Source organism: Roseateles sp. P1_C1_2 (assembly GCF_056406535.1).
The window spans coordinates 13,686-37,511 of the sequence record NZ_JBFUAB010000031.1 but is presented as its reverse complement, the minus strand read 5'-3'; the positions used below and the strand labels follow the sequence as shown (position 1 = coordinate 37,511).

The 23,826-nt window shown below is 63.5% G+C and carries 36 protein-coding genes; 2 read left to right on the top strand and 34 right to left on the bottom strand.

Going from position 1 to position 23,826, the window contains the following annotated elements:
- Positions 1-578: 578 nt before the first annotated feature.
- On the top strand, positions 579-3,101 hold the full coding sequence (locus tag AC1D2H_RS26640; RefSeq protein ID WP_478012957.1) for a ligase-associated DNA damage response DEXH box helicase: 2,523 nt from the start codon (positions 579-581) through the stop codon (positions 3,099-3,101).
- A complete protein-coding gene (gene pdeM, locus AC1D2H_RS26635) occupies positions 3,098-3,757 on the top strand; it encodes a ligase-associated DNA damage response endonuclease PdeM (RefSeq protein WP_478012956.1) in 660 nt (219 codons plus the stop codon). Before AC1D2H_RS26640 ends, pdeM begins: the two co-directional genes overlap by 4 nt.
- A gap of 12 nt (positions 3,758-3,769) precedes the next feature.
- Here pdeM and AC1D2H_RS26630 read toward each other — a convergent pair whose 3' ends face one another.
- The 34 genes from AC1D2H_RS26630 to rpsG form a co-directional block, all read right to left on the bottom strand.
- A complete protein-coding gene (locus AC1D2H_RS26630; protein ID WP_477936082.1) occupies positions 3,770-3,943 on the bottom strand; it encodes a hypothetical protein in 174 nt (57 codons plus the stop codon).
- Positions 3,944-4,094: 151 nt separating this feature from the next.
- The gene (gene rplQ / locus AC1D2H_RS26625) at positions 4,095-4,484 is read right to left on the bottom strand and encodes a 50S ribosomal protein L17 (protein WP_477936080.1); all 390 of its coding nucleotides are present in this window, start codon (positions 4,482-4,484) and stop codon (positions 4,095-4,097) included.
- A 135-nt stretch (positions 4,485-4,619) separates the two neighbouring features.
- Positions 4,620-5,609, bottom strand: coding sequence for a DNA-directed RNA polymerase subunit alpha (locus tag AC1D2H_RS26620; RefSeq protein ID WP_056194188.1), 990 nt, complete (start codon positions 5,607-5,609; stop codon positions 4,620-4,622).
- A gap of 137 nt (positions 5,610-5,746) precedes the next feature.
- Positions 5,747-6,370 carry a 30S ribosomal protein S4 gene (gene rpsD / locus AC1D2H_RS26615; protein ID WP_477936078.1) on the bottom strand — a complete coding sequence of 208 codons (624 nt, stop codon included), beginning with the start codon at positions 6,368-6,370 and terminating at the stop codon, positions 5,747-5,749.
- A 244-nt stretch (positions 6,371-6,614) separates the two neighbouring features.
- Positions 6,615-7,019, bottom strand: coding sequence for a 30S ribosomal protein S11 (gene rpsK / locus AC1D2H_RS26610; RefSeq protein ID WP_056194196.1), 405 nt, complete (start codon positions 7,017-7,019; stop codon positions 6,615-6,617).
- 26 nt (positions 7,020-7,045) lie between these two features.
- A complete protein-coding gene (gene rpsM, locus AC1D2H_RS26605; RefSeq protein WP_119046648.1) occupies positions 7,046-7,411 on the bottom strand; it encodes a 30S ribosomal protein S13 in 366 nt (121 codons plus the stop codon).
- Positions 7,412-7,447: 36 nt separating this feature from the next.
- Positions 7,448-7,561 (bottom strand): 50S ribosomal protein L36, encoded by a 114-nt coding sequence (rpmJ, locus tag AC1D2H_RS26600; RefSeq protein WP_056194202.1) that lies wholly within the window; start codon positions 7,559-7,561, stop codon positions 7,448-7,450.
- Between the two features lie 58 nt (positions 7,562-7,619).
- Positions 7,620-7,838: a translation initiation factor IF-1 gene (gene infA / locus AC1D2H_RS26595; RefSeq protein ID WP_009855680.1), complete on the bottom strand. Its 219-nt coding sequence runs from the start codon at positions 7,836-7,838 to the stop codon at positions 7,620-7,622.
- A 58-nt stretch (positions 7,839-7,896) separates the two neighbouring features.
- Positions 7,897-9,207 (bottom strand): preprotein translocase subunit SecY, encoded by a 1,311-nt coding sequence (gene secY / locus AC1D2H_RS26590; RefSeq protein ID WP_477936076.1) that lies wholly within the window; start codon positions 9,205-9,207, stop codon positions 7,897-7,899.
- Between the two features lie 27 nt (positions 9,208-9,234).
- Positions 9,235-9,666, bottom strand: coding sequence for a 50S ribosomal protein L15 (rplO, locus tag AC1D2H_RS26585; protein WP_477936074.1), 432 nt, complete (start codon positions 9,664-9,666; stop codon positions 9,235-9,237).
- Positions 9,667-9,690: 24 nt separating this feature from the next.
- The gene (gene rpmD, locus AC1D2H_RS26580; protein ID WP_056194210.1) at positions 9,691-9,873 is read right to left on the bottom strand and encodes a 50S ribosomal protein L30; all 183 of its coding nucleotides are present in this window, start codon (positions 9,871-9,873) and stop codon (positions 9,691-9,693) included.
- A gap of 14 nt (positions 9,874-9,887) precedes the next feature.
- The gene (gene rpsE / locus AC1D2H_RS26575) at positions 9,888-10,409 is read right to left on the bottom strand and encodes a 30S ribosomal protein S5 (protein ID WP_056194212.1); all 522 of its coding nucleotides are present in this window, start codon (positions 10,407-10,409) and stop codon (positions 9,888-9,890) included.
- Positions 10,410-10,427: 18 nt separating this feature from the next.
- Positions 10,428-10,787 carry a 50S ribosomal protein L18 gene (gene rplR, locus AC1D2H_RS26570; RefSeq protein WP_478012955.1) on the bottom strand — a complete coding sequence of 120 codons (360 nt, stop codon included), beginning with the start codon at positions 10,785-10,787 and terminating at the stop codon, positions 10,428-10,430.
- 11 nt (positions 10,788-10,798) lie between these two features.
- The gene (gene rplF, locus AC1D2H_RS26565; RefSeq protein WP_477936070.1) at positions 10,799-11,332 is read right to left on the bottom strand and encodes a 50S ribosomal protein L6; all 534 of its coding nucleotides are present in this window, start codon (positions 11,330-11,332) and stop codon (positions 10,799-10,801) included.
- A gap of 17 nt (positions 11,333-11,349) precedes the next feature.
- Positions 11,350-11,745 carry a 30S ribosomal protein S8 gene (gene rpsH / locus AC1D2H_RS26560; RefSeq protein ID WP_056194221.1) on the bottom strand — a complete coding sequence of 132 codons (396 nt, stop codon included), beginning with the start codon at positions 11,743-11,745 and terminating at the stop codon, positions 11,350-11,352.
- A gap of 23 nt (positions 11,746-11,768) precedes the next feature.
- Positions 11,769-12,074, bottom strand: coding sequence for a 30S ribosomal protein S14 (gene rpsN, locus AC1D2H_RS26555; protein ID WP_477936068.1), 306 nt, complete (start codon positions 12,072-12,074; stop codon positions 11,769-11,771).
- Positions 12,075-12,082: 8 nt separating this feature from the next.
- Positions 12,083-12,622: a 50S ribosomal protein L5 gene (gene rplE, locus AC1D2H_RS26550; RefSeq protein WP_056877729.1), complete on the bottom strand. Its 540-nt coding sequence runs from the start codon at positions 12,620-12,622 to the stop codon at positions 12,083-12,085.
- A gap of 10 nt (positions 12,623-12,632) precedes the next feature.
- Complete coding sequence (gene rplX / locus AC1D2H_RS26545) at positions 12,633-12,947, bottom strand: 50S ribosomal protein L24 (RefSeq protein WP_056264780.1); 315 nt, start codon at positions 12,945-12,947, stop codon at positions 12,633-12,635.
- Between the two features lie 23 nt (positions 12,948-12,970).
- Positions 12,971-13,339 carry a 50S ribosomal protein L14 gene (gene rplN, locus AC1D2H_RS26540; protein WP_056194233.1) on the bottom strand — a complete coding sequence of 123 codons (369 nt, stop codon included), beginning with the start codon at positions 13,337-13,339 and terminating at the stop codon, positions 12,971-12,973.
- Positions 13,340-13,597: 258 nt separating this feature from the next.
- A complete protein-coding gene (locus AC1D2H_RS26535; RefSeq protein ID WP_477936066.1) occupies positions 13,598-14,107 on the bottom strand; it encodes a redoxin family protein in 510 nt (169 codons plus the stop codon).
- A gap of 95 nt (positions 14,108-14,202) precedes the next feature.
- Complete coding sequence (gene rpsQ / locus AC1D2H_RS26530) at positions 14,203-14,478, bottom strand: 30S ribosomal protein S17 (RefSeq protein ID WP_056194239.1); 276 nt, start codon at positions 14,476-14,478, stop codon at positions 14,203-14,205.
- Entirely contained in the window at positions 14,475-14,675 is a 201-nt protein-coding gene (gene rpmC, locus AC1D2H_RS26525) for a 50S ribosomal protein L29 (RefSeq protein ID WP_056194241.1), read from the bottom strand. The genes rpsQ and rpmC overlap by 4 nt, the downstream gene beginning before the upstream one ends.
- A gap of 10 nt (positions 14,676-14,685) precedes the next feature.
- Positions 14,686-15,102: a 50S ribosomal protein L16 gene (rplP, locus tag AC1D2H_RS26520; RefSeq protein WP_119046639.1), complete on the bottom strand. Its 417-nt coding sequence runs from the start codon at positions 15,100-15,102 to the stop codon at positions 14,686-14,688.
- Positions 15,103-15,104: 2 nt separating this feature from the next.
- Complete coding sequence (rpsC, locus tag AC1D2H_RS26515; protein ID WP_477936063.1) at positions 15,105-15,968, bottom strand: 30S ribosomal protein S3; 864 nt, start codon at positions 15,966-15,968, stop codon at positions 15,105-15,107.
- 15 nt (positions 15,969-15,983) lie between these two features.
- Positions 15,984-16,313 carry a 50S ribosomal protein L22 gene (rplV, locus tag AC1D2H_RS26510; RefSeq protein ID WP_233374577.1) on the bottom strand — a complete coding sequence of 110 codons (330 nt, stop codon included), beginning with the start codon at positions 16,311-16,313 and terminating at the stop codon, positions 15,984-15,986.
- A gap of 11 nt (positions 16,314-16,324) precedes the next feature.
- Positions 16,325-16,603, bottom strand: a complete 279-nt coding sequence (gene rpsS / locus AC1D2H_RS26505) for a 30S ribosomal protein S19 (RefSeq protein WP_056194250.1) — start codon at positions 16,601-16,603, stop codon at positions 16,325-16,327.
- A gap of 10 nt (positions 16,604-16,613) precedes the next feature.
- On the bottom strand, positions 16,614-17,438 hold the full coding sequence (gene rplB / locus AC1D2H_RS26500) for a 50S ribosomal protein L2 (RefSeq protein ID WP_477936061.1): 825 nt from the start codon (positions 17,436-17,438) through the stop codon (positions 16,614-16,616).
- A complete protein-coding gene (rplW, locus tag AC1D2H_RS26495) occupies positions 17,439-17,753 on the bottom strand; it encodes a 50S ribosomal protein L23 (RefSeq protein WP_056194256.1) in 315 nt (104 codons plus the stop codon).
- A complete protein-coding gene (rplD, locus tag AC1D2H_RS26490) occupies positions 17,750-18,370 on the bottom strand; it encodes a 50S ribosomal protein L4 (protein WP_119046635.1) in 621 nt (206 codons plus the stop codon). Before rplD ends, rplW begins: the two co-directional genes overlap by 4 nt.
- Positions 18,370-19,041: a 50S ribosomal protein L3 gene (gene rplC / locus AC1D2H_RS26485; RefSeq protein WP_439467392.1), complete on the bottom strand. Its 672-nt coding sequence runs from the start codon at positions 19,039-19,041 to the stop codon at positions 18,370-18,372. Before rplC ends, rplD begins: the two co-directional genes overlap by 1 nt.
- 278 nt (positions 19,042-19,319) lie before the next feature.
- The gene (rpsJ, locus tag AC1D2H_RS26480) at positions 19,320-19,631 is read right to left on the bottom strand and encodes a 30S ribosomal protein S10 (protein WP_056194266.1); all 312 of its coding nucleotides are present in this window, start codon (positions 19,629-19,631) and stop codon (positions 19,320-19,322) included.
- A 66-nt stretch (positions 19,632-19,697) separates the two neighbouring features.
- Positions 19,698-20,888 carry an elongation factor Tu gene (tuf, locus tag AC1D2H_RS26475; protein WP_163939673.1) on the bottom strand — a complete coding sequence of 397 codons (1,191 nt, stop codon included), beginning with the start codon at positions 20,886-20,888 and terminating at the stop codon, positions 19,698-19,700.
- A 179-nt stretch (positions 20,889-21,067) separates the two neighbouring features.
- Positions 21,068-23,170, bottom strand: a complete 2,103-nt coding sequence (gene fusA / locus AC1D2H_RS26470) for an elongation factor G (protein ID WP_478012954.1) — start codon at positions 23,168-23,170, stop codon at positions 21,068-21,070.
- A gap of 69 nt (positions 23,171-23,239) precedes the next feature.
- Positions 23,240-23,710: a 30S ribosomal protein S7 gene (gene rpsG, locus AC1D2H_RS26465; RefSeq protein WP_056194782.1), complete on the bottom strand. Its 471-nt coding sequence runs from the start codon at positions 23,708-23,710 to the stop codon at positions 23,240-23,242.
- Between the last annotated feature and the right edge of the window lie 116 nt (positions 23,711-23,826).

Below are 23,826 nucleotides of genomic sequence, written 5' to 3'. Positions count from 1 at the left end.
TTTGACGGCTGTCCTTTCGACCCGGTGCAATGCCGCGGGAATCCGCCCCGCGAGGGCGGGTAACTTTTCTCTGACGCGCCAGAGAAAAGTCACCAAAAGAGGAGCGCTCAATGCAATCCGCACTCGAGCGGGATCAGGCGCTCGCGACGCTCGAACTGGAGCGCGCCCCGACGCGAGCCGCTGCGCTCTCGCCCACCACTTGTGCCGAGCACCAGCGATCGGATCTTCACGCCGCTTAAGTCGCGGCTGCACGCCGACGCCCGACAAATACCGAACAGCCGCGTCGCTCGGGCGACGCTGCATTTGGTTTTCTGGTGAGCCCGGCGTGCAGGCGCGCGTCGGACGGGCAGCTGGTGCGATGGATGTTGGTCGTGACAAGTCAGACGCGAGAGCGCAGCGGCTCGCTTCCTATCGCAATGCCGCCGGCTGTTTTCGCGCGCCGCTGATGGCGTCGTCGCGGTGGTGTGCGGTTCAGCGCCTCTTCTTTGGTGACTTTCTTCTGGCGCCGCAGAAGAAAGTTACCCCGCCGCCGGGCGGGACTCCCGGCACGGCACTGGCCCATCAAGCCACCGCTCCGGATGCCTAACCCCACCACCACCGAGTGGCTCCAAACCAAAGGATGGAAAGCCTTCCCCTTCCAGAAGACTGTCTGGAAGGAGATGAAGCAAGGCCACTCCGGCCTCCTCCACGCCACCACCGGCTCCGGCAAGACGCTGGCCGTCTGGCTCGGTGCGCTGCATGCGCTTGGCGATGCCGAGGCGCCGTTGACAGTCCTGTGGGTGACGCCCATGCGAGCCCTCAGCCACGACACCCTGCTGGCCCTGCAAGGCGCCGCATCGGCACTCGCGCCGGATTGGACGTTGGCCGCACGCACGGGCGACACATCGACGAGTGAGCGCGCCTCGCAGCAACGCCGCTGGCCGACCGCCCTCGTCACCACGCCCGAATCGCTCAGCCTGATGCTGTCCCGCGCCGATGCGCCGGACGTGCTCAAGCGCGTGCGCCTGGTCGTCGTCGATGAGTGGCATGAGCTGCTCGGCAGCAAGCGTGGCGTGCAGCTGCAACTCGCCCTCGCCAGGCTCAGACACTGGAACCCGGCCCTGATGACCTGGGGCCTGTCCGCCACGCTGGCCAATCTCGACGAAGCGCGCGACGTGCTGGCGCCCGATGCCGTGCTGGTGCGTGGCGCCATGGACAAGAAGATAGATATCGCCACCCTGCTGCCCAAGCGCATCGAGCGCTTCGCCTGGGGCGGCCATATGGGCCTGACCATGCTGCCGGCCGTCGTCGCGCAGATCGACCAGGCCGCCAGCAGCCTGGTGTTCACCAACACGCGCTCCCAGGCCGAACGCTGGTTCCAGGCGCTGCTGGACGCCCGGCCGGACTGGGCCGGGGCCATCGCCCTGCACCATGGGTCCATCGATGCCGAGCTGCGCCGCTGGGTGGAGGCGGCCATGAAGGCCGGCCAGCTCAAGGCGGTCGTCTGCACGGCGAGTCTCGACCTGGGCGTGGACTTCCTGCCGGTGGACCAGGTGCTGCAGATCGGTTCGGCCAAAGGTGTGGCCCGCTTGCTGCAACGCGCTGGCCGCAGCGGGCACGCGCCCGGGCGTCGATCGAAGGTCACCATGGTGCCGACGCACAGCCTGGAGATCGTCGAGGCGTCCGCGTTGCGTGCCGCCGTGCAGGCCGGCCGCATCGAGCCGCGTCATGCGCCGGCGGCACCGCTGGACGTGTTGGTCCAGCACCTGGTGACGGTGGCGCTGGGCGGCGGCTTCCGGCCCGAGGAGTTGCTGGCCGAGGTACGCACGGCGCCCAGCTTTCGCGGCCTGAGCGACGAGGCCTGGCAATGGGCGCTGGCCTTTGTCCGCCACGGCGGCGAGAGCCTGCGCGCCTACCCGGACTTCCAGCGCGTCGTGCCCGACGAGGAAGGCGTTTGGCGCGTGCCCGATGTGCGGCTGGCGCGGCGCCACCGCAGCAATATCGGCACCATCGTGTCGGACGCCATGATGAGCGTGCAGTTCCTGACCGGCGGCCGCATCGCAACGGTGGAGGAGAGCTTCATTGCGCGGCTCAAGCCCGGCGATGTCTTCCTGCTGGGTGGCCGCGCGCTGGAGTTGGTTCGCGTCGAAGGCCTGACCGCCTATGTGCGAGTGGGCAAGCCAGGTCGCGCCTTGCTGCCGCGCTGGAACGGCGGACAGTTCCCGATCTCCGACACGCTGGCCGATGCAATGCTGGCGCGCTTCGACGAAGCGGCGCAGGGTCGCTATGCCGACAAGGAAATGCGCTTCGTCGCGCCGCTGCTGAAGCTGCAAGCCGAGTGGTCGGCTCTGCCCGGGCCGCAGCGGCTGCTGGCCGAGGTGCAGACTTCGGCGGACGGCCATCACCTCTTCCTCTACCCCTTTGCCGGCCGCACGGTGCACCTGGGCCTGGCCTGGCTGCTGGCCTGGCGCGTGGGCCGCGACACACCCGCCACCTTCACCGTCGCCATCAACGAGTACGGCATGGAGCTGCTCAGCGCCACCGAGATCGACTGGGCCGCGCGCCTGCCGCAATTGCTCGCTGCGGTGGACCGCGACACCTTGCGCCAGGAGGTGCTGGCCAGCATCAATGCCAGCGAGCTGGCGCGCCGGCGCTTCCGACAGATCGCGCGCATCTCGGGCCTGATCTTCCAGAGCCACCCCGGCGAGGTGCGCAGCCAGCGCCAGTTGCAGGCATCCAGCTCGCTCTACTTCGATGTCTTCCGCCAGCACGACCCGGGCAACCGGCTGCTGCACCAGGCCGAGGAGGAACTGCTGTCGGCCGAGCTGGACGAGGATTCATTGGCGCGCACGCTGGACCGGCTGGCTTCGTTGCCGCTGGACCTGCAGCGCCCAGCGCGGACCTCGCCGCTGGCCTTCCCGCTGTTGGTGGAGATGCTGCGCGAGCGCGTGACGACGGAGTCGCTGGCGCAGAGGCTCACGCGCATGCTGGCGGAGCTGGAGGTGGCAGCCGGTGGCGGCGCGGCGCCGCAGGACGTGGGGGAGCGGCTGGCCTTCGGGCAGGAGAGTGACAAGGCCGCCAAATCCGGCAAACGCGGTGGTGGTCGTCGGAGGCGGCGATGAGCCTGAGCATCGAGGCCGCTGGCGAGACCCTGTGGCTGCTGCCGGATGGTGCCGTCTGGTGGCCCGCCGCGCGCACGCTGTTCGCCGCCGACCTGCATCTGGGCAAGGGCGCCGCCTTCCGCGCCCAGGGGCAGGCGGTGCCGGCCGGCACCAGCGCGCGAACCTTGGCGAAGCTCGAGGCGCTGATGGCGTCGTACGCTGCCGAGCGGCTCATGGTGCTTGGTGATTTCTGGCACAGCGCCGAGGGGCTGACACCCGCCCTGCTGGCTGACGTTGACGGCTTCGCACGCCGCGTGCCAACCACCCTCGTGCTGGGCAACCACGACCGACACATTCATCCGGCCGAGCTGCCGCTCCAGACAGTCAGCACGGCATTGGCGTTAGGCCCACTGACTGCCGCACATGAACCGCCGCCACCCGCGACGCCGGGCTTCACGCTGGCGGGACATTGGCATCCCGCCGTCGTCATCGCCAGCCGTGCAGGCGACCGCCTGCGGCGGCCCTGCTTCGCCCACTACCCGCACGCGCTGGTGCTGCCGGCCTTTGGCGGCCTGACCGGCGCGCTGACCCTGCGGCGCGCCGAACTCGCACGCCATGGCGCGCAGATCGCGGTGCTTGGCGACGGCGAACTGCACTGGCTGCCGCTGCGCCGCTGATGCGAGCCCTTGTCAGACCTTGTGCTGGGGCGGGCCCTTGGGCGCTTCACGCGCGGTGCCGTCATCCTGGCGCGCCGGCGCCTTGGCCTGCCGGGTCAAGGTCTGACCTTGGGTCGATTTGGTGGTGGCGAAGTCGCTGACCTTGTGTTCGACCGCGCCGCCGCGGTTACCGTGGGTCTTGGGCATGGGGACGTCCTTTCATGGAAGCGCCGTCCACTGTGCGCTCGCGGTCGCTGACATGCCGTCGGGCCGGGCGAGCCGCTGGCGTAGGCGGAGGCCGACGCCCCAAAGAAAAAGCCCGCTCGAAGCGGGCTTTGCAGATCAGCAGAAGCTGAACTTATTCGACGGCTTCGCCAGCGGTCTCGCCTTCGGCGCGATCCACCAGTTCAACGAAAGCCATGGGCGCGTTGTCGCCGACGCGGAAGCCCATCTTCAGGATGCGGGTGTAGCCGCCCGGGCGATTCGCGAAACGCGGGCCCAGTTCGTTGAAGAGCTTGCCGACGATGTCGCGGTCGCGCAGGCGGTCGAAAGCCAGGCGGCGGTTGGCCAGCGTGGGTTCCTTGGCGAGCGTGATGAGGGGCTCAACAACGCGGCGCAGTTCCTTGGCCTTGGGGACCGTGGTCTTGATGGCTTCGTGCTGCAGCAGCGAAACGCACATATTGCGCAGCATGGCAGCGCGGTGGGCGCTGGTGCGGTTGAGTTTACGGAGGCCGTTACGGTGACGCATGGTGCTATTCCTTTTTCACTTTGTTAATGCCAGCAGCCGGATCAGGTACTGCTGGTTGCACGATCAAACGCGCCAGAGCGCGTTTGTCATCCGATGACGGCCTTCAGGCCGTCTTTTCTGTTCGAGCGAAGCGGATTAACGCTTGTCCAGGCCTTGCGGGGGCCAGTTTTCCAGGCGGGCGCCGAGGGTGAGACCGCGGGAAGCCAGAACTTCCTTGATCTCGTTGAGCGACTTGCGACCCAGATTCGGGGTCTTCAGCAGCTCGGTCTCGGTACGCTGGATCAGGTCGCCGATGTAGTAGATGTTTTCGGCCTTCAGGCAGTTGGCCGAACGCACGGTGAGCTCGAGCTCGTCGACCGGGCGCAGCAGGATCGGATCGAAGCTGCTGGAACGCTGGGCCGGCTGGTCGAAGGCGTCGACCAGGTCGGTGCCTTGCAGCTGGGCGAACACGGCCAGCTGTTCAACCAGGATCTTGGCCGAAGCACGGATCGCTTCCTCGGGCGAGATAGCGCCGTTGGTTTCGATTTCCATGACCAGCTTGTCCAGGTCGGTACGCTGCTCGACGCGGGCGTTTTCGACGGCGTAGCTGACGCGCTTGACGGGCGAGAACGAGGCGTCGAGGACGATGCGGCCAATGCTCTTGGTCGGCTCGTCGCCGAAGCGGCGCATCGTGCCGGGCACATAGCCGCGGCCCTTTTCAACCTTGATCTGCATGTCCAGCTTGCCGCCTTGCGACAGGTGGGCGATGACGTGCTCGGGGTTGATGATCTCGACGTCGTGCGGAGTCTGGATGTCGGCCGCGGTGACGGGGCCTTCGCCTTCCTTGCGCAGGACCAGGGTCACTTCTTCACGGTTGTGCAGGCGGAAGACGACGCCCTTGAGGTTCAGCATGATGTGAACCACGTCCTCTTGCACGCCGTCGATGGCCGAGTACTCGTGGAGCACGCCGGCAATCGTCACTTCCGTCGGCGCATAACCCACCATCGACGAGAGCAGCACACGGCGCAGGGCATTGCCCAGGGTGTGACCGTAGCCGCGTTCGAACGGCTCCAGCGTGACCTTGGCGCGATGACCGCCCAGGGGCTCCACGTTGATGGACTTGGGTTTGAGCAAGTTGGTTTGCATGAGGTCTTTCTTTCAATACCCTCGGTTCGTTACACCGATAAGGCTGAGGACCAGCCGGGCAGAGCCTACGAAGGGCAAAAGCCCGGACGAGGAAACGCCGACCGCGCCCTTGCGGGCGTGGTCGGCGGGGGAAATCATTAACGCGAGTACAACTCGACGATCAGCGATTCGTTGATCTCGGCGCCGAACTCATCGCGGTCGGGAGCCTTCTTGAACACGCCTTCGAGCTTGGTGCCGTCAACAGCCACCCAGGCCGGCAGGCCGATGGAATCGGCGAGCTTGAACGACTCGGTGACGCGCAGCTGCTTCTTGGCCTTTTCGCGCACGGCGACGGTGTCACCGGCCTTGACCAGGTAGGAAGCGATGTTGACGACTTCGCCGTTCACCGTCACACCCTTGTGCGAAACCAGCTGACGGGCTTCTGCGCGGGTGGAGCCGAAGCCCATGCGGTAGACGACGTTGTCCAGGCGCGATTCCAGCAGTTGCAGCAGGTTCACGCCGGTCGAGCCCTTGCGGCGCTCGGCTTCGGCGAAGTAGCGGCGGAACTGACGCTCCAGCACGCCGTACATGCGCTTGACCTTCTGCTTTTCGCGCAGCTGCAGACCGAAGTCGGAAGTGCGCTGGCCGGAGGTGCGGCCATGCTGGCCGGGCTTGCTGTCGAACTTGACCTTGTCGCTGATGGCGCGGCGGGCGCTCTTCAGGTAGAGGTCGGTGCCTTCACGGCGGGAAAGTTTGCCCTTGGGGCCGAGGTAACGTGCCACTTTGCGTGTCCTTGTTCAATCTGACGCCAGGCCTCATGGAGAGGTTTCCTGACGCGAGTCCAGCCGGTGTTTTTATGGGCTTGGACGGTGGGCTTGTGAGTCGTCGCTGAATCAGCTCGACTCAAGACTGAAGCCGGCGCGGCACAAAGTGCCCGCCGGCTCCGGGAAAACGCGCGATTATCGCACTGTCATCCGCTTCTGCAATATCCCTGTCACCTGAGGGTGAATAGGTGGGCTGCAGCGATTAGATGCGACGGCGCTTCTGCGGACGGCAGCCGTTGTGCGGCACCGGCGTCACGTCAGAGATCGAGTTGATGCGGATGCCGAGCGCAGCCAGAGCGCGCACCGACGATTCGCGACCCGGGCCGGGGCCCTTGATCTTGACGTCGAGGTTCTTGATGCCCTGCTCTTGCGCAGCGCGACCAGCCACTTCAGCCGCCACCTGGGCTGCGAAAGGCGTCGACTTGCGCGAGCCCTTGAAGCCTTGGCCACCCGACGAAGCCCAGGACAGGGCGCCGCCTTGGCGGTCGGTGATCGTGATGATCGTGTTGTTGAACGAAGCGTGGACGTGCGCAATGCCGTCAGCAACGTTCTTGCGAACCTTCTTGCGAACGCGCTGAGCCGCCGAATTGTTGGGAGCCTTTGCCATATTGACCTTCTTTCAGTTCGGGCAGCTTACTTCTTGCCGGTCGCAGCCGACTTGCGCGGACCCTTGCGGGTGCGGGCATTCGTACGGGTGCGTTGACCGCGCATCGGCAGGCCACGGCGGTGACGGAAGCCGCGGTAGCAACCGAGGTCCATCAGACGCTTGATGTTGATGGACTGCTCACGGCGCAGGTCACCTTCGATGGTCAGCTTGTTGACTTCATCGCGGATCTTTTCGAGATCGCTATCGGTCAGGTCCTTGACCTTCTTGTCGAACGGAATGCCGCTGTTCGTGCAGATCTTCTGGGCGGTCGTACGGCCAATGCCGTAGATCGAGGTCAGACCGATCTCAGTGTGCTTTTGCGGCGGAATGTTGATACCAGCAATACGTGCCATGGTTGTCCTCTAGTCCTGTCGTGCGTGCTTGAGGGCTTAGCCCTGGCGCTGCTTGTGGCGCGGGTCGGTGCAGATCACACGCACCACGCCCTTGCGGCGGATGATCTTGCAATTGCGGCACATCTGCTTAACGGATGCCGAAACTTTCATGGTCTGCTCCTTGGCCTAACTTCTTTTGCGCTCACACGCGTCCGGGGGTTCAAACAGCTCACTTCGCCCGGAACACGATGCGAGCACGACTCAAATCGTAGGGTGTCAATTCCACAGTCACTTTGTCGCCGGGAAGGATACGGATGTAGTGCATCCGCATCTTGCCGGAGATGTGCCCGAGGACGACATGCCCGTTCTCCAACTTGACTCTGAACGTAGCGTTGGGGAGGTTCTCAAGAATCTCGCCCTGCATCTGAATGACGTCGTCTTTCGCCATGCCGTACGTTCAGGAGTGTGGTTGGAATCAATCTTGGTTAACGATCAGCTCCTCGCCCTCAGCTGGGCTTGAAGCTGGCCTTCTTCAGCAGTGATTCGTACTGCTGACTCATGATGTAACTCTGAACCTGAGCCCAGAAGTCCATCGTCACGACGACGATGATCAACAGGGAGGTGCCACCGAAGTAGAACGGAACGTTGTACTTCAGCGTCAGGAACTCGGGCAGCAGACAGACCAGCGTGATGTAAATCGCACCAGCCAGCGTCAGCCGCGAAAGGATCTTGTCGATGTGCTTGGCGGTTTGCTCACCCGGGCGGATACCCGGAATGAACGCACCACTCTTCTTCAGGTTGTCTGCAGTCTCACGGCTGTTGAACACCAGGGCCGTGTAGAAGAAGCAGAAGAAAATGATGGCTGTCGCATACAGCAGCACATAGATCGGCTGACCCGGGCTGATCATGCCCGCCAGGTCCTTCAACCAGCGCAGGCCGTCACCCGTCGCGAACCAGCTCACCACCGTGGTCGGCAGCAGGATGATCGACGACGCGAAGATCGGTGGGATCACGCCCGACATGTTCAGCTTCAGCGGCAGGTGCGACGACTGGCCGCCGTAGACCTTGTTGCCGACCTGGCGCTTCGCATAGTTCACGAGGATCTTGCGTTGGCCACGTTCGACGAAGACCACGGCATAGGTCACCAGCACGACCAGCGAGATCACGACCAGCGCAGAACCGTAACCCATCGCACCGGTACGCACCAGCTCGAACAGGCCACCGATCGCACCCGGCAGACCCGCGGCGATACCGCCGAAGATCAGGATCGAGATGCCATTGCCCAGGCCGCGCTCGGTGATCTGCTCACCCAGCCACATCAGGAACATCGTGCCGGCCACCAGGCTGGACACCGCGGTCAGGCGGAAGCCGAAACCAGGGTTCAGCACGAGGCCGGCAGAGCCCTCCAGCGCCAGCGCGATCGACAGGCTCTGGAACAGAGCCAGCCCCAGCGTCGCATAACGCGTGTACTGGGTGATCTTGCGGCGGCCGGCTTCGCCTTCCTTCTTCAGCTGCTCCAGCGTCGGCACGACGTAGGTCATCAGCTGCAGAACGATGGATGCCGAGATGTAAGGCGTGATGCCCAACGCGAACACGGTGAAGCGCGACAGCGCGCCGCCCGAGAACATGTTGAACAGGCTCAGGATGCCACCCGCCTGACCCTTGAAGAATTGGGCCAGCTGGTTCGGGTCGATACCGGGCACGGGGATATGCGCCCCGATGCGGTAGACGACCAGAGCCAGCAGCAGGAACACAAGCCGACGACGCAGGTCGCCGAACTTGCCGCTCTTGGCCAGCTGATTCGCGTTGGTAGCCACGCTGAGTCAGTTCCTTGTGGACTGGATTTAAGCGACCGAGCCGCCCGCCGCCTCGATGGCCGCCTTGGCGCCCTTCGTGACGTTCACGCCCTTCAGCGTGACCTTGCGCTCGATGGCGCCGGACAGGATGACCTTGACCGACTTGGCCAGCTGGGGCACCAGGCCGACAGCCTTCAGCGTCGACACGTCGATCTCTTCACCGGCCAGACCTTGCAGGTCCGACAGGTTGATCTCGACGCTGTACTTCAGCGTCAGCGACTTGAAGCCACGCTTGGGCAGGCGACGCTGCAGCGGCATCTGGCCGCCTTCGAAGCCGACCTTGTGGTAGCCACCAGCGCGGGACTTCTGGCCCTTGTGGCCGCGACCTGCGGTCTTGCCCAGGCCCGAGCCGATGCCACGGCCGACACGGCGCTTGGCATGCTTGGAGCCCTCTGCGGGCTTGATCGTGTTGAGTTCCATCGTCTTGTCCTTTGCGTGCGGTGCTTAGAGCACCTGCACCAGATAGGCGATCTTGTTGATCATGCCGCGCACTGCGGGCGTGTCTTCCAGGGTGCTTTGGCTGTTCAGCCGACGCAGACCCAGGCCGACCACGGTGGCACGGTGCGAGGCGCGGCAGCCGATGGGGCTACGCACCAGCTTGACCGTCACGGTTTTCTTGTCAGACATGTTGTGCTCCGCGATCAGTTGAAGATTTCTTCAACCGTCTTGCCGCGCTTGGCAGCGACAGAGGCCGGCGTCGTCGAACGCTTCAGAGCGTCCAGCGTGGCGCGAACCATGTTGTAAGGGTTGGTCGAACCGTGGCTCTTGGTCACGATGTCGGTCACGCCCATCACTTCGAAGACAGCGCGCATCGGGCCGCCGGCGATGACGCCGGTACCGGCAGGAGCCGGAGCCATGATGACGTGAGCTGCACCGTGCTCACCCACCACGTTGTGGTGGATGGTGCCGTTCTTCAGGCTGACCTTGACCATGTTGCGGCGAGCCGACTCCATGGCCTTCTGCACGGCGACCGGCACTTCCTTGGCCTTGCCCTTGCCCATGCCGATGCGGCCATCGCCATCACCGACCACGGTCAGAGCGGCGAAGGACAGCGTACGGCCACCCTTCACAACCTTGGTCACGCGGTTGACCGCGATCATCTTTTCCTTCAGGCCGTCGTCGTTGCCTTCAGCCTGCGCGCCGCGGGGTTGAAACTTTGCCATTTCTTATTCCTTGATGCGTCAGAACTGCAGGCCGGCTTCGCGGGCTGCTTCGGCCAGGGCCTTGACACGGCCGTGATAGGCGAAGCCCGAGCGGTCGAAAGCGACCTTCTCGACGCCAGCAGCCTTGGCCTTCTCGGCGATCAGCTTGCCGACCAGCGTAGCCGCAGCGACGTTGCCGCCGTTGCTGTTCAGCTGTTCGCGGACCGACTTCTCGGCCGTGGAGGCTGCAGCCAGCACCTTGCCGCCATCTTCCGAGACGACTTGGGCGTAGATGTGCAGATTGGAGCGGAACACCGTCAGACGGGCCACGCGCTGGATCGCAATGCGAACGCGGGTCTGGCGCGRACGACGCAGGCGTTGTTCTTTCTTGGTCATCATGGCGCTGCTCCTTACTTCTTCTTGGTCTCTTTGATGGTGACCTTCTCATCCGAATAACGGATGCCCTTGCCCTTGTAGGGCTCGGGGGGGCGGAAGGCACGCACCTCAGCGGCGATTTGGCCGACGACCTGGCGGTCAGCACCCTTGATGACGATTTCCGTCTGGGTGGGGCACTCGACCTTGATGCCGGCCGGCATGTCCTTCACCACAGGGTGAGAGAAGCCGATCTGCAGGTTGAGCTTCTGGCCCTGGGCTTGGGCACGGAAGCCCACGCCGACCAGGTTCAGCTTGCGCTCAAAGCCCTTGCTGACGCCGTTGACCATATTGGCCAGCAGCGCGCGCATCGTGCCGCTCATCGCATCGGCTTCAGCCGATTCGTTGGCGGGCACGAAGCTCAGCTTGCCGGCTTCGTTCTTGACGGTGACGAGCTTGTTCGCGGGACGCACCAGCGTACCCAGCGAGCCCTTGACGCTGATCGAGTCAGCGGCGACGGTCACATCCACGCCTTGCGGGAGGTTGACCGGCATTTTTCCAACGCGGGACATTGTTTCGACTCCTTCGCTTAGGCGACGTAGCAGAGGACCTCGCCACCGATACCGGCAGCGCGGGCCTTGCGGTCCGTCATGACACCTTGCGGGGTCGTCACAATCGCCACGCCCAGGCCATTCATGACCTGAGGAATGTCGTGGCGGCCCTTGTAGATGCGCAGGCCGGGGCGGCTGACGCGCTCGATACGTTCGATGACCGGACGGCCAGCGTAGTACTTCAGCGCGATTTCCAGCTCCGGGCGGGCAGCTTCGCCGCGAACGGCGAAGTCGTCGATATAGCCTTCGTCCTTCAGGACTTTGGCAATCGCCACCTTCAGCTTGGACGACGGCATGGCAACGCTCGTCTTTTCGACGATCTGCGCGTTGCGGATGCGGGTCAGCATATCGGCGATGGGATCACTCATGCTCATTTGCGATTACTCCTATCAGCCGATTACCAGCTGGCCTTGACGACACCGGGGATGTCGCCCTTGAAGGCCAGTTCACGAATCTTGTTACGGGCCAGGCCGAACTTGCGGAAGGTGCCACGCGGACGACCAGTCAGCTCGCAGCGATTGCGCAGACGGGTCGGGTAGGCGTTACGGGGCAGCTTCTGCAGCTCGAGGCGAGCGACATAGCGCTCTTCATCCGACTTCTTGCTGTCGTTGATGATGGCCTTCAGTTCTGCGTACTTCTTCGCGAACTTGGCGACGAGTGCTTCGCGCTTCAGTTCACGTTGCTTGATGGAAGTTTTAGCCACAGATCACCTCAGTTCTTGAACGGGAACTTGAACGCAGCCAGGAGAGCCTTGGCTTCGTCGTCCGTCTTGGCAGTCGTCGTGATGCTGATGTTCAGACCACGCAGAGCATCCACCTTGTCGTATTCGATTTCGGGGAAGATGATCTGTTCTTTGACGCCGATGTTGTAGTTGCCACGGCCGTCGAACGAGCGACCGGAGATACCCCGGAAGTCGCGAACGCGCGGCAGGGCGATCGTCACGAAGCGGTCCAGGAATTCATACATCTGGACGCCGCGCAGGGTCACCATCGCGCCGATGGGCACGTTGTCGCGGATCTTGAAGCCGGCGATGGCCTTCTTCGACTTGGTGACCACGGGCTTCTGGCCAGCGATCTTGGTCAGGTCGCCAACGGCGTGGTCCATGACCTTCTTGTCGGCGACGGCCTCGCTCACGCCCATGTTGAGCGTGATCTTGGTGATGCGGGGCACCTCCATGACCGACTTGTAGCCGAACTTCTCGACCAGGCCGGGCACGATTTTTTCGCGGTAATGCGTTTGCAGACGAGCCATGACGGACCTCTTAAGCCTTGATCTCTTCGCCGGTCGACTTGAACACGCGCACCCGCTTGCCGTCGACGAGCTTGACGCCCACACGATCGGCCTTGCCGGAGGCGGCGTTGAAGATCGCCACGTTGGATTGATGGATAGGCATGGTCTTGTCGACGACGCCGCCGGTGGTGCCCTTCATGGGGTTGGGCTTGACGTGCTTCTTGACGACATTGATGCCGTCAACGACCACGTGGTCGACGTCGGTGCGGGCGGACACGGTGCCGCGCTTACCCTTGTCGCGGCCGGTCAGCACAATGACCTGGTCGCCGGTACGAATCTTGTTCATGGCTTACCTCAGACAGTGGGGGCTCAAAGCACCTCAGGTGCCAGCGACACGATCTTCATGAAGCGCTCGGTACGCAGTTCACGCGTCACCGGGCCGAAGATGCGGGTGCCGATCGGCTCCAGCTTGGCATTGAGCAGCACGGCGGCGTTGCCGTCGAACTTGACGAGCGAGCCGTCCTGGCGGCGCACGCCCTTGGCGGTACGAACCACCACGGCGCTGTAGACCTCGCCCTTCTTCACGCGACCACGCGGGGCAGCTTCTTTGATGCTGACCTTGATGATGTCGCCAATGTGCGCATAGCGGCGCTTGGAGCCGCCCAGCACCTTGATGCACTGAACGGACTTGGCGCCAGTGTTGTCCGCGACATCAAGCCGCGATTGCATTTGGATCATGTCTGTCCCCAACTTGCCCCGAGTTGCAGCGAGCTGCGCGTCGGTCAGTCTTGGGCCCGTAAGTCAGTCAGCTTGGGCGTTGCGCCTGGGCTGCCCAACGGTTGAGGGCGGATCCGAAGCCAGCGTGGGCTCTTGCGTAGCAGGAGCACTGGCGTTCGGCGAAGCTGCGCATTATGCAGTGAGAACCCTTGGGCCGTCAATGCCTGTCGCAGAAGTTTTTGCTGAGGCCGGTTTGCCAGCCCCAGCGCGACCTTCAGATCAGCCGGCCTTGGCCTGGCTCAACATCGTGGCCGCATCGCTGACCTCGAACTTGCCGGGGCCTTCGATGTTCAGCGTCTTGACGACGCCATCCTTGACCAGCATCGAATAGCGCTGCGAGCGCACGCCCATGCCCTTGGCCGTCAGGTCCAGCGTCAGGCCGGTGGCCTGGGCGAACTGGGCGCTGCCGTCGGCCATCATGCGCACCTTGCCAGCCGTCTTCTGATCGCGGCCCCAGGCGCCCATGACGAAGGCGTCGTTGACCGACACGCACCAGATCTCGTCGACGCCGGCAGCCTTGAGCGCCTCAGCGGATTCGACATAGCCAGGCACATGCTTGGCCGAGCAGGTCGGCGTGTAGGCGCCCGGCAGGGCAAAGATGGCGACGGTCTTGCCGGCCGTGGCCTTCTCGATGTCGAAGCTGTTGGGGCCGAGCGTGCAGCCCTCGCCTTCCACTTCGATGAATTCCTGCAGGCTGCCTGCGGGCAGCTTGTCGCCAACCTTGATCATGGTGTCGCTCCTGATTGAGTGTTCTGAAAATGAAAAACCGGCGCGCCAGTTACCCAGCGTGCCGGTTGTGCAGCGGTCATGCGACCGGTGCTTCTTTAGACGATCTCGGCCTTCTCGACCAGGCGGGTCACAACCCAGCTCTTGGTCTTGGAGATCGGACGGCCTTCGCTGATCTCGACGACGTCACCCATCTTGTACTCGCCCTTTTCGTCGTGGGCGTGGTACTTGCGGGAACGGGCCACGATCTTGCCGTAGAGCTCGTGCTTGGCGCGACGCTCGACCAGGACGGTGACCGTCTTGGCGCGCTTGTCGCTGACCACGCGACCGACGAGGGTGCGCGTGTTCTTGGCTTGGACTTGGGCCTCAGTCATTTCGTGGCCTCCTTCTTCTTTTGTGCCAGAACGGTCTTGGCACGCGCGATGTCGCGGCGGGTCTTGCCCAGCTGGCTGTGGTTGGTCAGCTGCTGGGTGGCCTTTTGCATGCGCAGGCCGAAGTGGGCCTTCAGCAGGTCGGTCACTTCCTTCTCGAGGGCAGCGACGTCCTTGGTGCGGAGTTCAGTTGCTTTCATGGTGTCTTCCTCAGGTACCGACCTGGCGGGCCACGAAGGTGCAACGCAGCGGCAGCTTGGCAGCGGCCAGCGTGAACGCCTCGCGAGCCAGTTCTTCCGGCACGCCGTTAACCTCGTAGATCACCTTGCCGGGCTGGATTTCAGCGACGTAGTACTCGGGGTTGCCCTTGCCGTTACCCATCCGAACTTCGGCGGGCTTTTGCGAGATGGGCTTGTCCGGGAACACGCGGATGAAGATCCGACCGCCGCGCTTGATGTGACGCGAGATCGCGCGGCGAGCCGCTTCGATTTGGCGGGCCGTCAGACGGCCGCGCTCGGTGGCCTTGAGGCCGAAATCACCGAAAGACACCGCGGCGCCTCGGGTCGCAACACCAGTGTTGCGGCCCTTCTGCTCCTTGCGGTATTTACGACGAGCGGGTTGCAGCATGCTTATTCTCCTTTGGCCTCACCGCCGGCTGCGGGGACCTTGCGGACCACGCGCTTGGCAGCGGGCTTGGCTGCGTCACCCGTCGGGGCGGCGGCAGCGGGCTGATCTGCTCCGTCACGCGGGCCACGGTCGCCACCCGGGCGGCCACGGCCACCAGGAGCGCCCGGACGAGCGTTACGGCGCGGGCGACGATCGTCTTCGGCGCCTGCGGGGGTGTTGATGACCGGAGCCTCGCCATTGGCAAGACGGTCACCGCGGTAGACCCACACCTTGACGCCGATGACGCCGTAGGTGGTCTTGGCTTCGGAGAAGCCATAGTCGATGTCGGCCTTCAGGGTGTGCAGGGGCACACGACCTTCGCGATACCACTCAGTACGAGCGATTTCGATGCCGTTCAGGCGACCAGCGCTCATGATCTTGATGCCCTGGGCACCCAGACGCATCGCGTTCTGCATCGCGCGCTTCATGGCGCGGCGGAACATGATGCGCTTTTCGAGCTGCTGGGTGATCGAGTCGGCGATCAGCTGGGCATCGACTTCAGGCTTGCGCACTTCTTCGATGTTGACGGCGACGGGCACGCCCAGACGCTTGGTCAGCTCAGCCTTCAGCGCTTCGATGTCTTCGCCCTTCTTGCCGATCACGACGCCCGGACGAGCCGAGTAGATCGTGATGCGGGCGTTCTTGGCGGGGCGCTCGATCAGGATGCGCGAGACGGCAGCGTTCTTGAGCTTGGTCTTCAGGTAGTCACGAACTTGCAGATCTTCGGCCAGCATCGTGGCGAAGTTCTGGTTGTTCGCGTACCAGCGCGAAGCCCAATTGCGGGTGACAGGCAGGCGGAAGCCGGTCGGATGGATTTTCTGTCCCATGTTCTTCCTAACGCCTTAGTTGCCGACAGCCACGAAGATGTGGCAGGTGGGCTTGCTGATGCGATTGCCGCGGCCCTTGGCGCGAGCGGAGAAACGCTTCAGCGTGGCACCCTGCTCGACGTAGATCGAGGTGACCTTGAGTTCATCAATGTCAGCGCCGTCGTTGTGCTCGGCGTTGGCGATGGCGCTTTCCAGCGCCTTCTTGATGATCACGGCCGCCTTCTTCTGGGTGAATTCCAGGATGTTCAGCGCTTGGTCCACCTTCTTGCCGCGGATCAGGTCAGCCACGAGGCGACCCTTGTCACACGAGAGGCGAACGCCACGAACGATTGCTTTGGTTTCCATCGTTGGCATCCTTACTTCTTCCCGGCCTTCTTGTCGGCCGGGTGGCCCTTGAAGGTGCGGGTCAGTGCGAATTCACCCAGCTTGTGGCCGACCATCTGGTCAGACACATAGACCGGCACGTGTTGCTTGCCGTTGTGCACGGCGATCGTCAGACCGATGAACTCGGGCAGGATCGTCGAGCGGCGCGACCAGGTCTTGATGGGCTTCTTGTCTTTGATGGCAACTGCCTTGTCGACCTTGGCCATCAGATGGTGGTCAACGAAGGGGCCCTTCTTCAGCGAACGAGTCATGGCCTAGCCCTTACTTCTTGCGACGCGAGACGATGAACGTCTGCGTGCGCTTGTTGTTGCGAGTGCGGTAACCCTTCGTCAGGGTGTTCCACGGCGACACAGGGACCTGGCCCTCGCCAGTGCGGCCTTCGCCACCACCGTGCGGGTGATCCACCGGGTTCATCGCCACACCGCGAACGGTCGGACGGATACCCTTCCAGCGGATCGCGCCAGCCTTGCCGTATTGACGCAGGCTGTGCTCTTCGTTGCTCACTTCACCGATGGTGGCGCGGCAGTCGATGTGCACGCGGCGAACTTCGCCGGAGCGCAGACGGATCTGGGCGTAGACGCCTTCACGAGCCATCAGGACGGCAGAGGTGCCGGCCGAACGGATCATCTGGGCGCCCTTGCCAGGCTGCAGCTCGATGCAATGGATCGTCGAGCCCACCGGGATGTTGCGGATCGGCAGCGTGTTGCCAGCCTTGATCGGGGCTTCCGCGCCGCTCAGGATGGTCGAACCCACTTCCAGACCACGCGGGGCGATCACGTAGCGGCGCTCACCGTCGGCGTACACCACCAGCGCAATGTGGGCGGTGCGGTTCGGGTCGTACTCGATGGTCTCGACCTTGGCCGGAATGCCGTCCTTGTTGCGCTTGAAGTCGACCACGCGGTAGTGGTGCTTGTGACCACCGCCCTTGTGGCGAATCGTGATGTGACCGTTGTTGTTGCGGCCCGAATTCTGGATTTGCGGCTCAAGCAAAGCTGCATGGGGCGCGCCCTTGTGCAGGTGCTTGTGCACCACCTTGACGACGCCACGGCGACCGGGCGAGGTAGGTTTGACTTTGACGATGGCCATTTACGCGGCCTCCCCGGAGAAATTGAGCTCTTGACCAGCCTTGAGGGCCACGTAGGCCTTCTTGACGTGGTCACGGCGGCCGGCACGGCCACCAAAGCGCTTCGTCTTGCCCTTGACCTGGACAACGTTCACCGACTCGACCTCGACCTTGAACATCAGTTCAACAGCGGCCTTGATTTCGGGCTTGGTGGCGTCGCGCAGGACCTTGAACAGGACCTGGTTGTGCTTCTCGGCAACTTGCGTGGCCTTCTCGGACACGATGGGCGCGAGCAGCACGGAGGCCAGACGGCCTTCGGAATACTTGGGGGCGCTCATGCCAGCATCTCCTTGAGTTGCTCGACCGCAGCCTTGGTCACCAGCACCTTCTTGTAGAAGACCAGCGACAGGGGGTCGGCGTAGCGCGGCTCGACAACCAGCACGTTGGCCAGGTTGCGCGAAGCCAGCAGCAGGTTGTCATCCACGACGTCGGAGATGACCAGCACCGAGTCCAGGCCCATGGCCTTGAACTTGGCGGCCAGCAGCTTGGTCTTGGGGGCTTCGACCGAGATCGAGTCCACCACGGCCAGGCGGCCTTCGCGGGCCAGCTGCGACAGGATCGCAGCCATGCCGGCGCGGTACATCTTCTTGTTCAGCTTGTGCGAGAAGTTCTCGTCAGGCATGTTCGGGAAGATGCGACCGCCCCCGCGCCACAGCGGCGACGAGGTCATACCGGCGCGAGCGCGGCCGGTGCCCTTCTGGCGGAAAGGCTTCTTGGTCGAGTGATGGACCTGTTCACGGTCCTTCTGGGCACGGGTGCCTTGGCGGGCGTTGGCCTGGAAGGCCACGACCACCTGGTGCACCAGGGCTTCGTTGTAGTCGCGAGCGAAGATGGTGTCAGGCGCGTCCACCTTGGCGGTGGCCTGACCCTGCTCGTTCAGGAGCTCGAGCTGCATCAGTTGGCTCCCTTCTTGACTTTGACCTTGACGGCCGGGCGAACGACGATGTGGCCGTTCTTGGAACCCGGGACCGCACCGCGGACCAGCAGCAGTTGACGAGCTTCGTCAACGCGCACGATGTCCAGGTTCTGGGTGGTGACGGTTTCGTCGCCCATGTGGCCGGTCATCTTCTTGCCCGGGAACACACGGCCCGGGTCTTGCGCCATCGAGATCGAGCCCGGCACGTTGTGCGAACGGCTGTTACCGTGCGACGCGCGCTGCGAGCTGAAGTTGTGGCGCTTGATGGTGCCTGCGAAGCCCTTGCCGATGGACGTGCCCTGCACGTCGACCAGCTGGCCGGCGGCGAACAACGTCACCGGAACGGTCGCGCCAGCTTGGTACTGGGCTGCGACGTCGGCTTCGACGCGGAATTCCTTGAGGATTTCACCGGCTTCGACACCTGCCTTGGCAAGGTGGCCGGCTTCGGGCTTGGTGACGCGCGAAGCTTTGCGCGTACCGAACGCCACTTGGATGGCGCTATAGCCGTCGGTCTCTTGGGTCTTGACCTGGGTCACGCGGTTGTTGGACACGTCCAGCACCGTCACAGGGATGGCATCGCCATCGTCCGTGAAGATGCGCATCATGCCCACCTTGCGGCCCAGCAAACCGAGACGGTTGCTCAGACTCATGTTTTTCTCCAGCCCCGTCGGCTTGCGCCTCGGAAGCTATTGCGAACACCCGACATCGATTGGCCGGGCTGACCTGTGCAGCGCCTTCAAGAAGAGAACCTCTTGCGAAGCGCTGCGCGAATATCCGAGCAGGCATAGGCCAACCCGGAAAAGCTGGCGAGTATAGCCTGCGGGATAGTCCCGATGCAAGCGTTTGCCCTCGCCGGCGCAAAGAACAAGGCCCCGACCCTGTTGAGACAGGGTCGGGGCCTTGGGTTCACAAGCCCGAAGGCCTGGAATTACTGCAGCTTGATTTCGACGTCGACGCCGGCGGGCAGGTCGAGCTTCATCAACGCGTCAACCGTCTTGTCGGTCGGGTCGACGATGTCCATCAGGCGCTGGTGGGTGCGGATCTCGAACTGGTCGCGGCTCGTCTTGTTGACGTGGGGCGAACGCAGGATGTCGAAACGCTCCATGCGCGTCGGCAGGGGCACGGGGCCCTTGACGATGGCGCCGGTGCGCTTGGCGGTCTCGACGATTTCGAGGGCCGACTGGTCGATCAGCTTGTAATCAAACGCCTTCAGGCGGATGCGGATCTTTTGCTTTTGCATGACAGTTCCTTAAAGAGCAGGTGGTGAGCACCGGGCGGCAGCCGCCCAGCGCACGTCACGCATGGATTAAGCGAGGATCGTGGCGACGACGCCCGAGCCGACGGTACGACCGCCTTCACGGATGGCGAAGCGCAGGCCGGTTTCCATCGCGATCGGAGCGATCAGCTTGACCGTGATGCCGACGTTGTCGCCCGGCATGACCATTTCCTTGTCCTTCGGCAGCTCCACGGCACCGGTCACGTCCGTCGTGCGGAAGTAGAACTGGGGACGGTAGTTGTTGAAGAACGGGGTGTGGCGGCCGCCCTCTTCCTTGGACAGAACATAGATTTCTGCCGTGAAGTGGGTGTGGGGCTTGATCGAGCCGGGCTTGGCCAGCACTTGGCCGCGCTCGACGTCTTCACGCTTGGTGCCGCGCAGCAGGATGCCGACGTTGTCGCCCGCTTGACCTTGGTCCAGCAGCTTGCGGAACATTTCGACGCCCGTGACCGTGGTCTTCTGGACTTCGCGGATGCCCACGATTTCGATTTCTTCGCCGACCTTGATGATGCCGCGCTCGACGCGACCGGTCACGACGGTGCCGCGGCCAGAGATCGAGAACACGTCTTCAACCGGCAGCAGGAAGGCGCCGTCAACAGCACGGTCCGGCTGGGGGATGTAGGTGTCCAGCGCATCGGCCAGGCGCATGATGGCTTGCTCGCCCAGGTCGCCCGTGTCGCCTTCCAGCGCCAGCTTGGCCGAACCCTTGATGATGGGGGTGTCGTCGCCGGGGAAGTCGTACTTGGACAGGAGCTCGCGCACTTCCATTTCGACCAGCTCGAGCAGCTCGGCGTCGTCGACCATGTCGCACTTGTTCAGGAAGACGATGATGAACTTCACGCCGACCTGGCGAGCCAGCAGGATGTGCTCGCGGGTCTGGGGCATCGGGCCGTCAGCGGCCGAGCACACCAGGATCGCGCCGTCCATCTGGGCGGCACCGGTGATCATGTTCTTGACGTAGTCGGCGTGGCCGGGGCAGTCAACGTGCGCGTAGTGGCGGTTGGCCGTCTCGTACTCGACGTGCGCGGTGTTGATCGTGATGCCGCGGGCCTTTTCTTCCGGCGCCGCGTCGATCTGGTCGTAGGCCTTGGCCTCGCCGCCGAACTTCTTGGACAGCACCGTTGCGATCGCCGCGGTCAGCGTCGTCTTGCCGTGGTCGACGTGACCAATCGTGCCCACGTTCACGTGAGGCTTCGTACGTTCAAACTTGCCTTTTGCCATTTTCTTGACTCCAGAGAAAGAGCATTGCCAGTCGGTTGGTTTTGCGTTTCCTCGTGAACCGGAAATCCCCGGTGACTGGCAACCCAGGGCGGTTCACGAGAAGACGGCGGCGCAGGCTCGAGCCCTTGCCGGCTTGATCAGTGAGGTCGGAGCTGCTTCGCAGGTCCAACCCCAAGGCTTTACTTGGTACGCGCGGTGATGATCGCGTCGGCCACGTTCTTCGGAGCTTCGCTGTAGTGCTTGAACTCCATCGTGTACGTGGCACGGCCTTGCGACATCGAGCGCAGGGTCGTCGAGTAGCCGAACATTTCCGACAGCGGGACTTCGGCCTTGATGGCCTTGCCGCCGCCGACCATGTCGTCCATGCCCTGCACCATGCCGCGACGGCTGGACAGGTCACCCATCACGTTGCCGGCGTAGTCTTCAGGCGTCTCGACTTCCACGGCCATCATCGGCTCCAGGATCACCGGCGAAGCCTTGCGGCAGCCTTCCTTGAAGCCCAGGGATGCGGCCATCTTGAACGCGTTTTCGTTCGAGTCCACGTCGTGGTAGGAACCGAAGGTCAGCGTGACCTTCACGTCGACCACCGGGAAGCCCGCCAGCACGCCGTTCGGCAGGGAATCGATGATGCCCTTTTCCACCGCGGGGATGTACTCGCGCGGCACCACGCCGCCCTTGATGGCGTCGACGAACTCAAAGCCCTTGCCCGGCTCTTGCGGCTCGACGGTCAGCACGACGTGACCGTACTGGCCCTTGCCGCCCGACTGGCGAACAAACTTGCCTTCGACGTCGGTGGCGGTCTTGCGGATGGTTTCGCGGTAGGCCACCTGCGGCTTGCCGACGTTGGCTTCCACGCCGAACTCGCGCTTCATGCGGTCGACAATGATTTCCAGGTGCAACTCGCCCATGCCGGAGATGATGGTCTGGCCCGACTCTTCATCGGTGCGCAGACGGAAGGACGGGTCTTCCTTGGCCAGACGGCCCAGGGCGATACCCATCTTTTCCTGGTCGGCCTTGGTCTTGGGCTCGACGGCCTGCGAGATCACCGGCTCGGGGAAGACCATCTTCTCCAGCGTGATGATGCTGTCGGGGTCGCACAGGGTTTCGCCCGTGGTGACGTCCTTCAGGCCCACGCAGGCGGCGATGTCGCCGGCCAGAATTTCCGAGATTTCTTCACGCTGGTTGGCGTGCATCTGCAGGATCCGGCCGATACGTTCCTTCTTGCCGCGGATCGGGTTGTAGACCGAGTCGCCCGACTTCAGCACGCCGGAGTAGACGCGCACGAAGGTCAGCTGGCCGACGTAGGGGTCGGTCATCAGCTTGAAGGCCAGCGCAGCGAACTTCTCTTCGTCGATACGCTCGCGCACGACCGGCTGGTCGTCTTCGTCGGTGCCGGGCACCGGCGGGATGTCAGCCGGCGAGGGCATGAAATCGATGATGCCGTCGAGCATGCGCTGCACGCCCTTGTTCTTGAAGGCGGTGCCGCAGAACATCGGCTGGATTTCAGCGGCGATGGTGCGCTTGCGGATGGCCGAGACGATTTCTTCTTCGTCCAGATCACCCGACTCCAGGTACTTGTTCATCAGCTCTTCGCTGGATTCAGCGGCGGCTTCGATGAGGTTTTCGCGCCATTTGACGGCGTCAGCCTGCAGGTCAGCCGGAATGTCTTCGTAGCTGAACTTCATGCCTTGCGAGGCTTCGTCCCAAATGATCGCCTTCATCTTGATGAGGTCGATCACGCCGGTGAACTTGTCTTCGGCGCCGATGGGAATGACGACGGGCACGGGGTTGGCCTTGAGGCGCAGCTTCATCTGGTCGTAGACCTTGAAGAAGTTCGCGCCGGTGCGGTCCATCTTGTTGACGAACGCGAGGCGGGGCACCTTGTACTTGTTGGCCTGGCGCCAGACGGTTTCCGACTGGGGCTGCACGCCACCCACGGCGCAATAGACCATGCAGGCGCCGTCCAGCACGCGCATGGAGCGCTCGACTTCAATCGTGAAGTCGACGTGCCCGGGGGTGTCGATGATGTTGATGCGGTGCTCGGGGCGAGCCAGGTCCATGCCCTTCCAGAAGCAGGTCGTGGCAGCGGACGTGATCGTGATGCCGCGCTCTTGCTCTTGCTCCATCCAGTCCATCGTGGCGGCGCCATCGTGCACTTCACCGATCTTGTGGTTCACACCGGTGTAGTAGAGGATGCGTTCGGTGGTGGTGGTCTTGCCGGCATCGATGTGCGCGGAGATACCGATGTTGCGGTAGCGCTCGATGGGGGTTTTGCGGGCCATGGTTTGCTCCAGAAGGCATGAGCCGCCAGCGGGTTGGTAGAAACCCGAGGCGGCTGAAAGACAGTGAGTTTAGAAGCGGAAGTGCGAGAAAGCCTTGTTGGCTTCTGCCATGCGGTGAACTTCGTCGCGCTTCTTCATCGCGCCGCCACGGCCTTCTGCAGCCTCCAGCAGTTCATTGGCCAGGCGTTGAGCCATCGACTTCTCACCGCGCTTGCGAGCGGATTCCTTCAACCAGCGCATGGCGAGGGCCATCCGGCGGACGGGGCGAACTTCCACGGGAACTTGGTAGTTCGCACCACCGACACGGCGGGACTTCACTTCGACCATGGGCTTCACGTTGTTCAGGGCAACCATGAACACTTCCAGCGGGTCCTTGCCGATCTTCTTCTCGACCTGCTCCAGGGCACCGTAGATGATGCGCTCAGCGACGGCCTTCTTGCCCGATTCCATGATGACGTTCATGAACTTGGACAGATCGACGGAACCGAACTTGGGGTCCGGCAGGATTTCGCGCTTGGGTACTTCGCGACGACGTGGCATGGGATTCTTCCTTCTGCTTCAGTTGGAGGCGGCTTTGTTGGCCTGACTCCGCTGGACAACCACCGACATCTGGGGTCATCCACTTACTCGGCCACTGAGACATTTCAGGGGCCGCA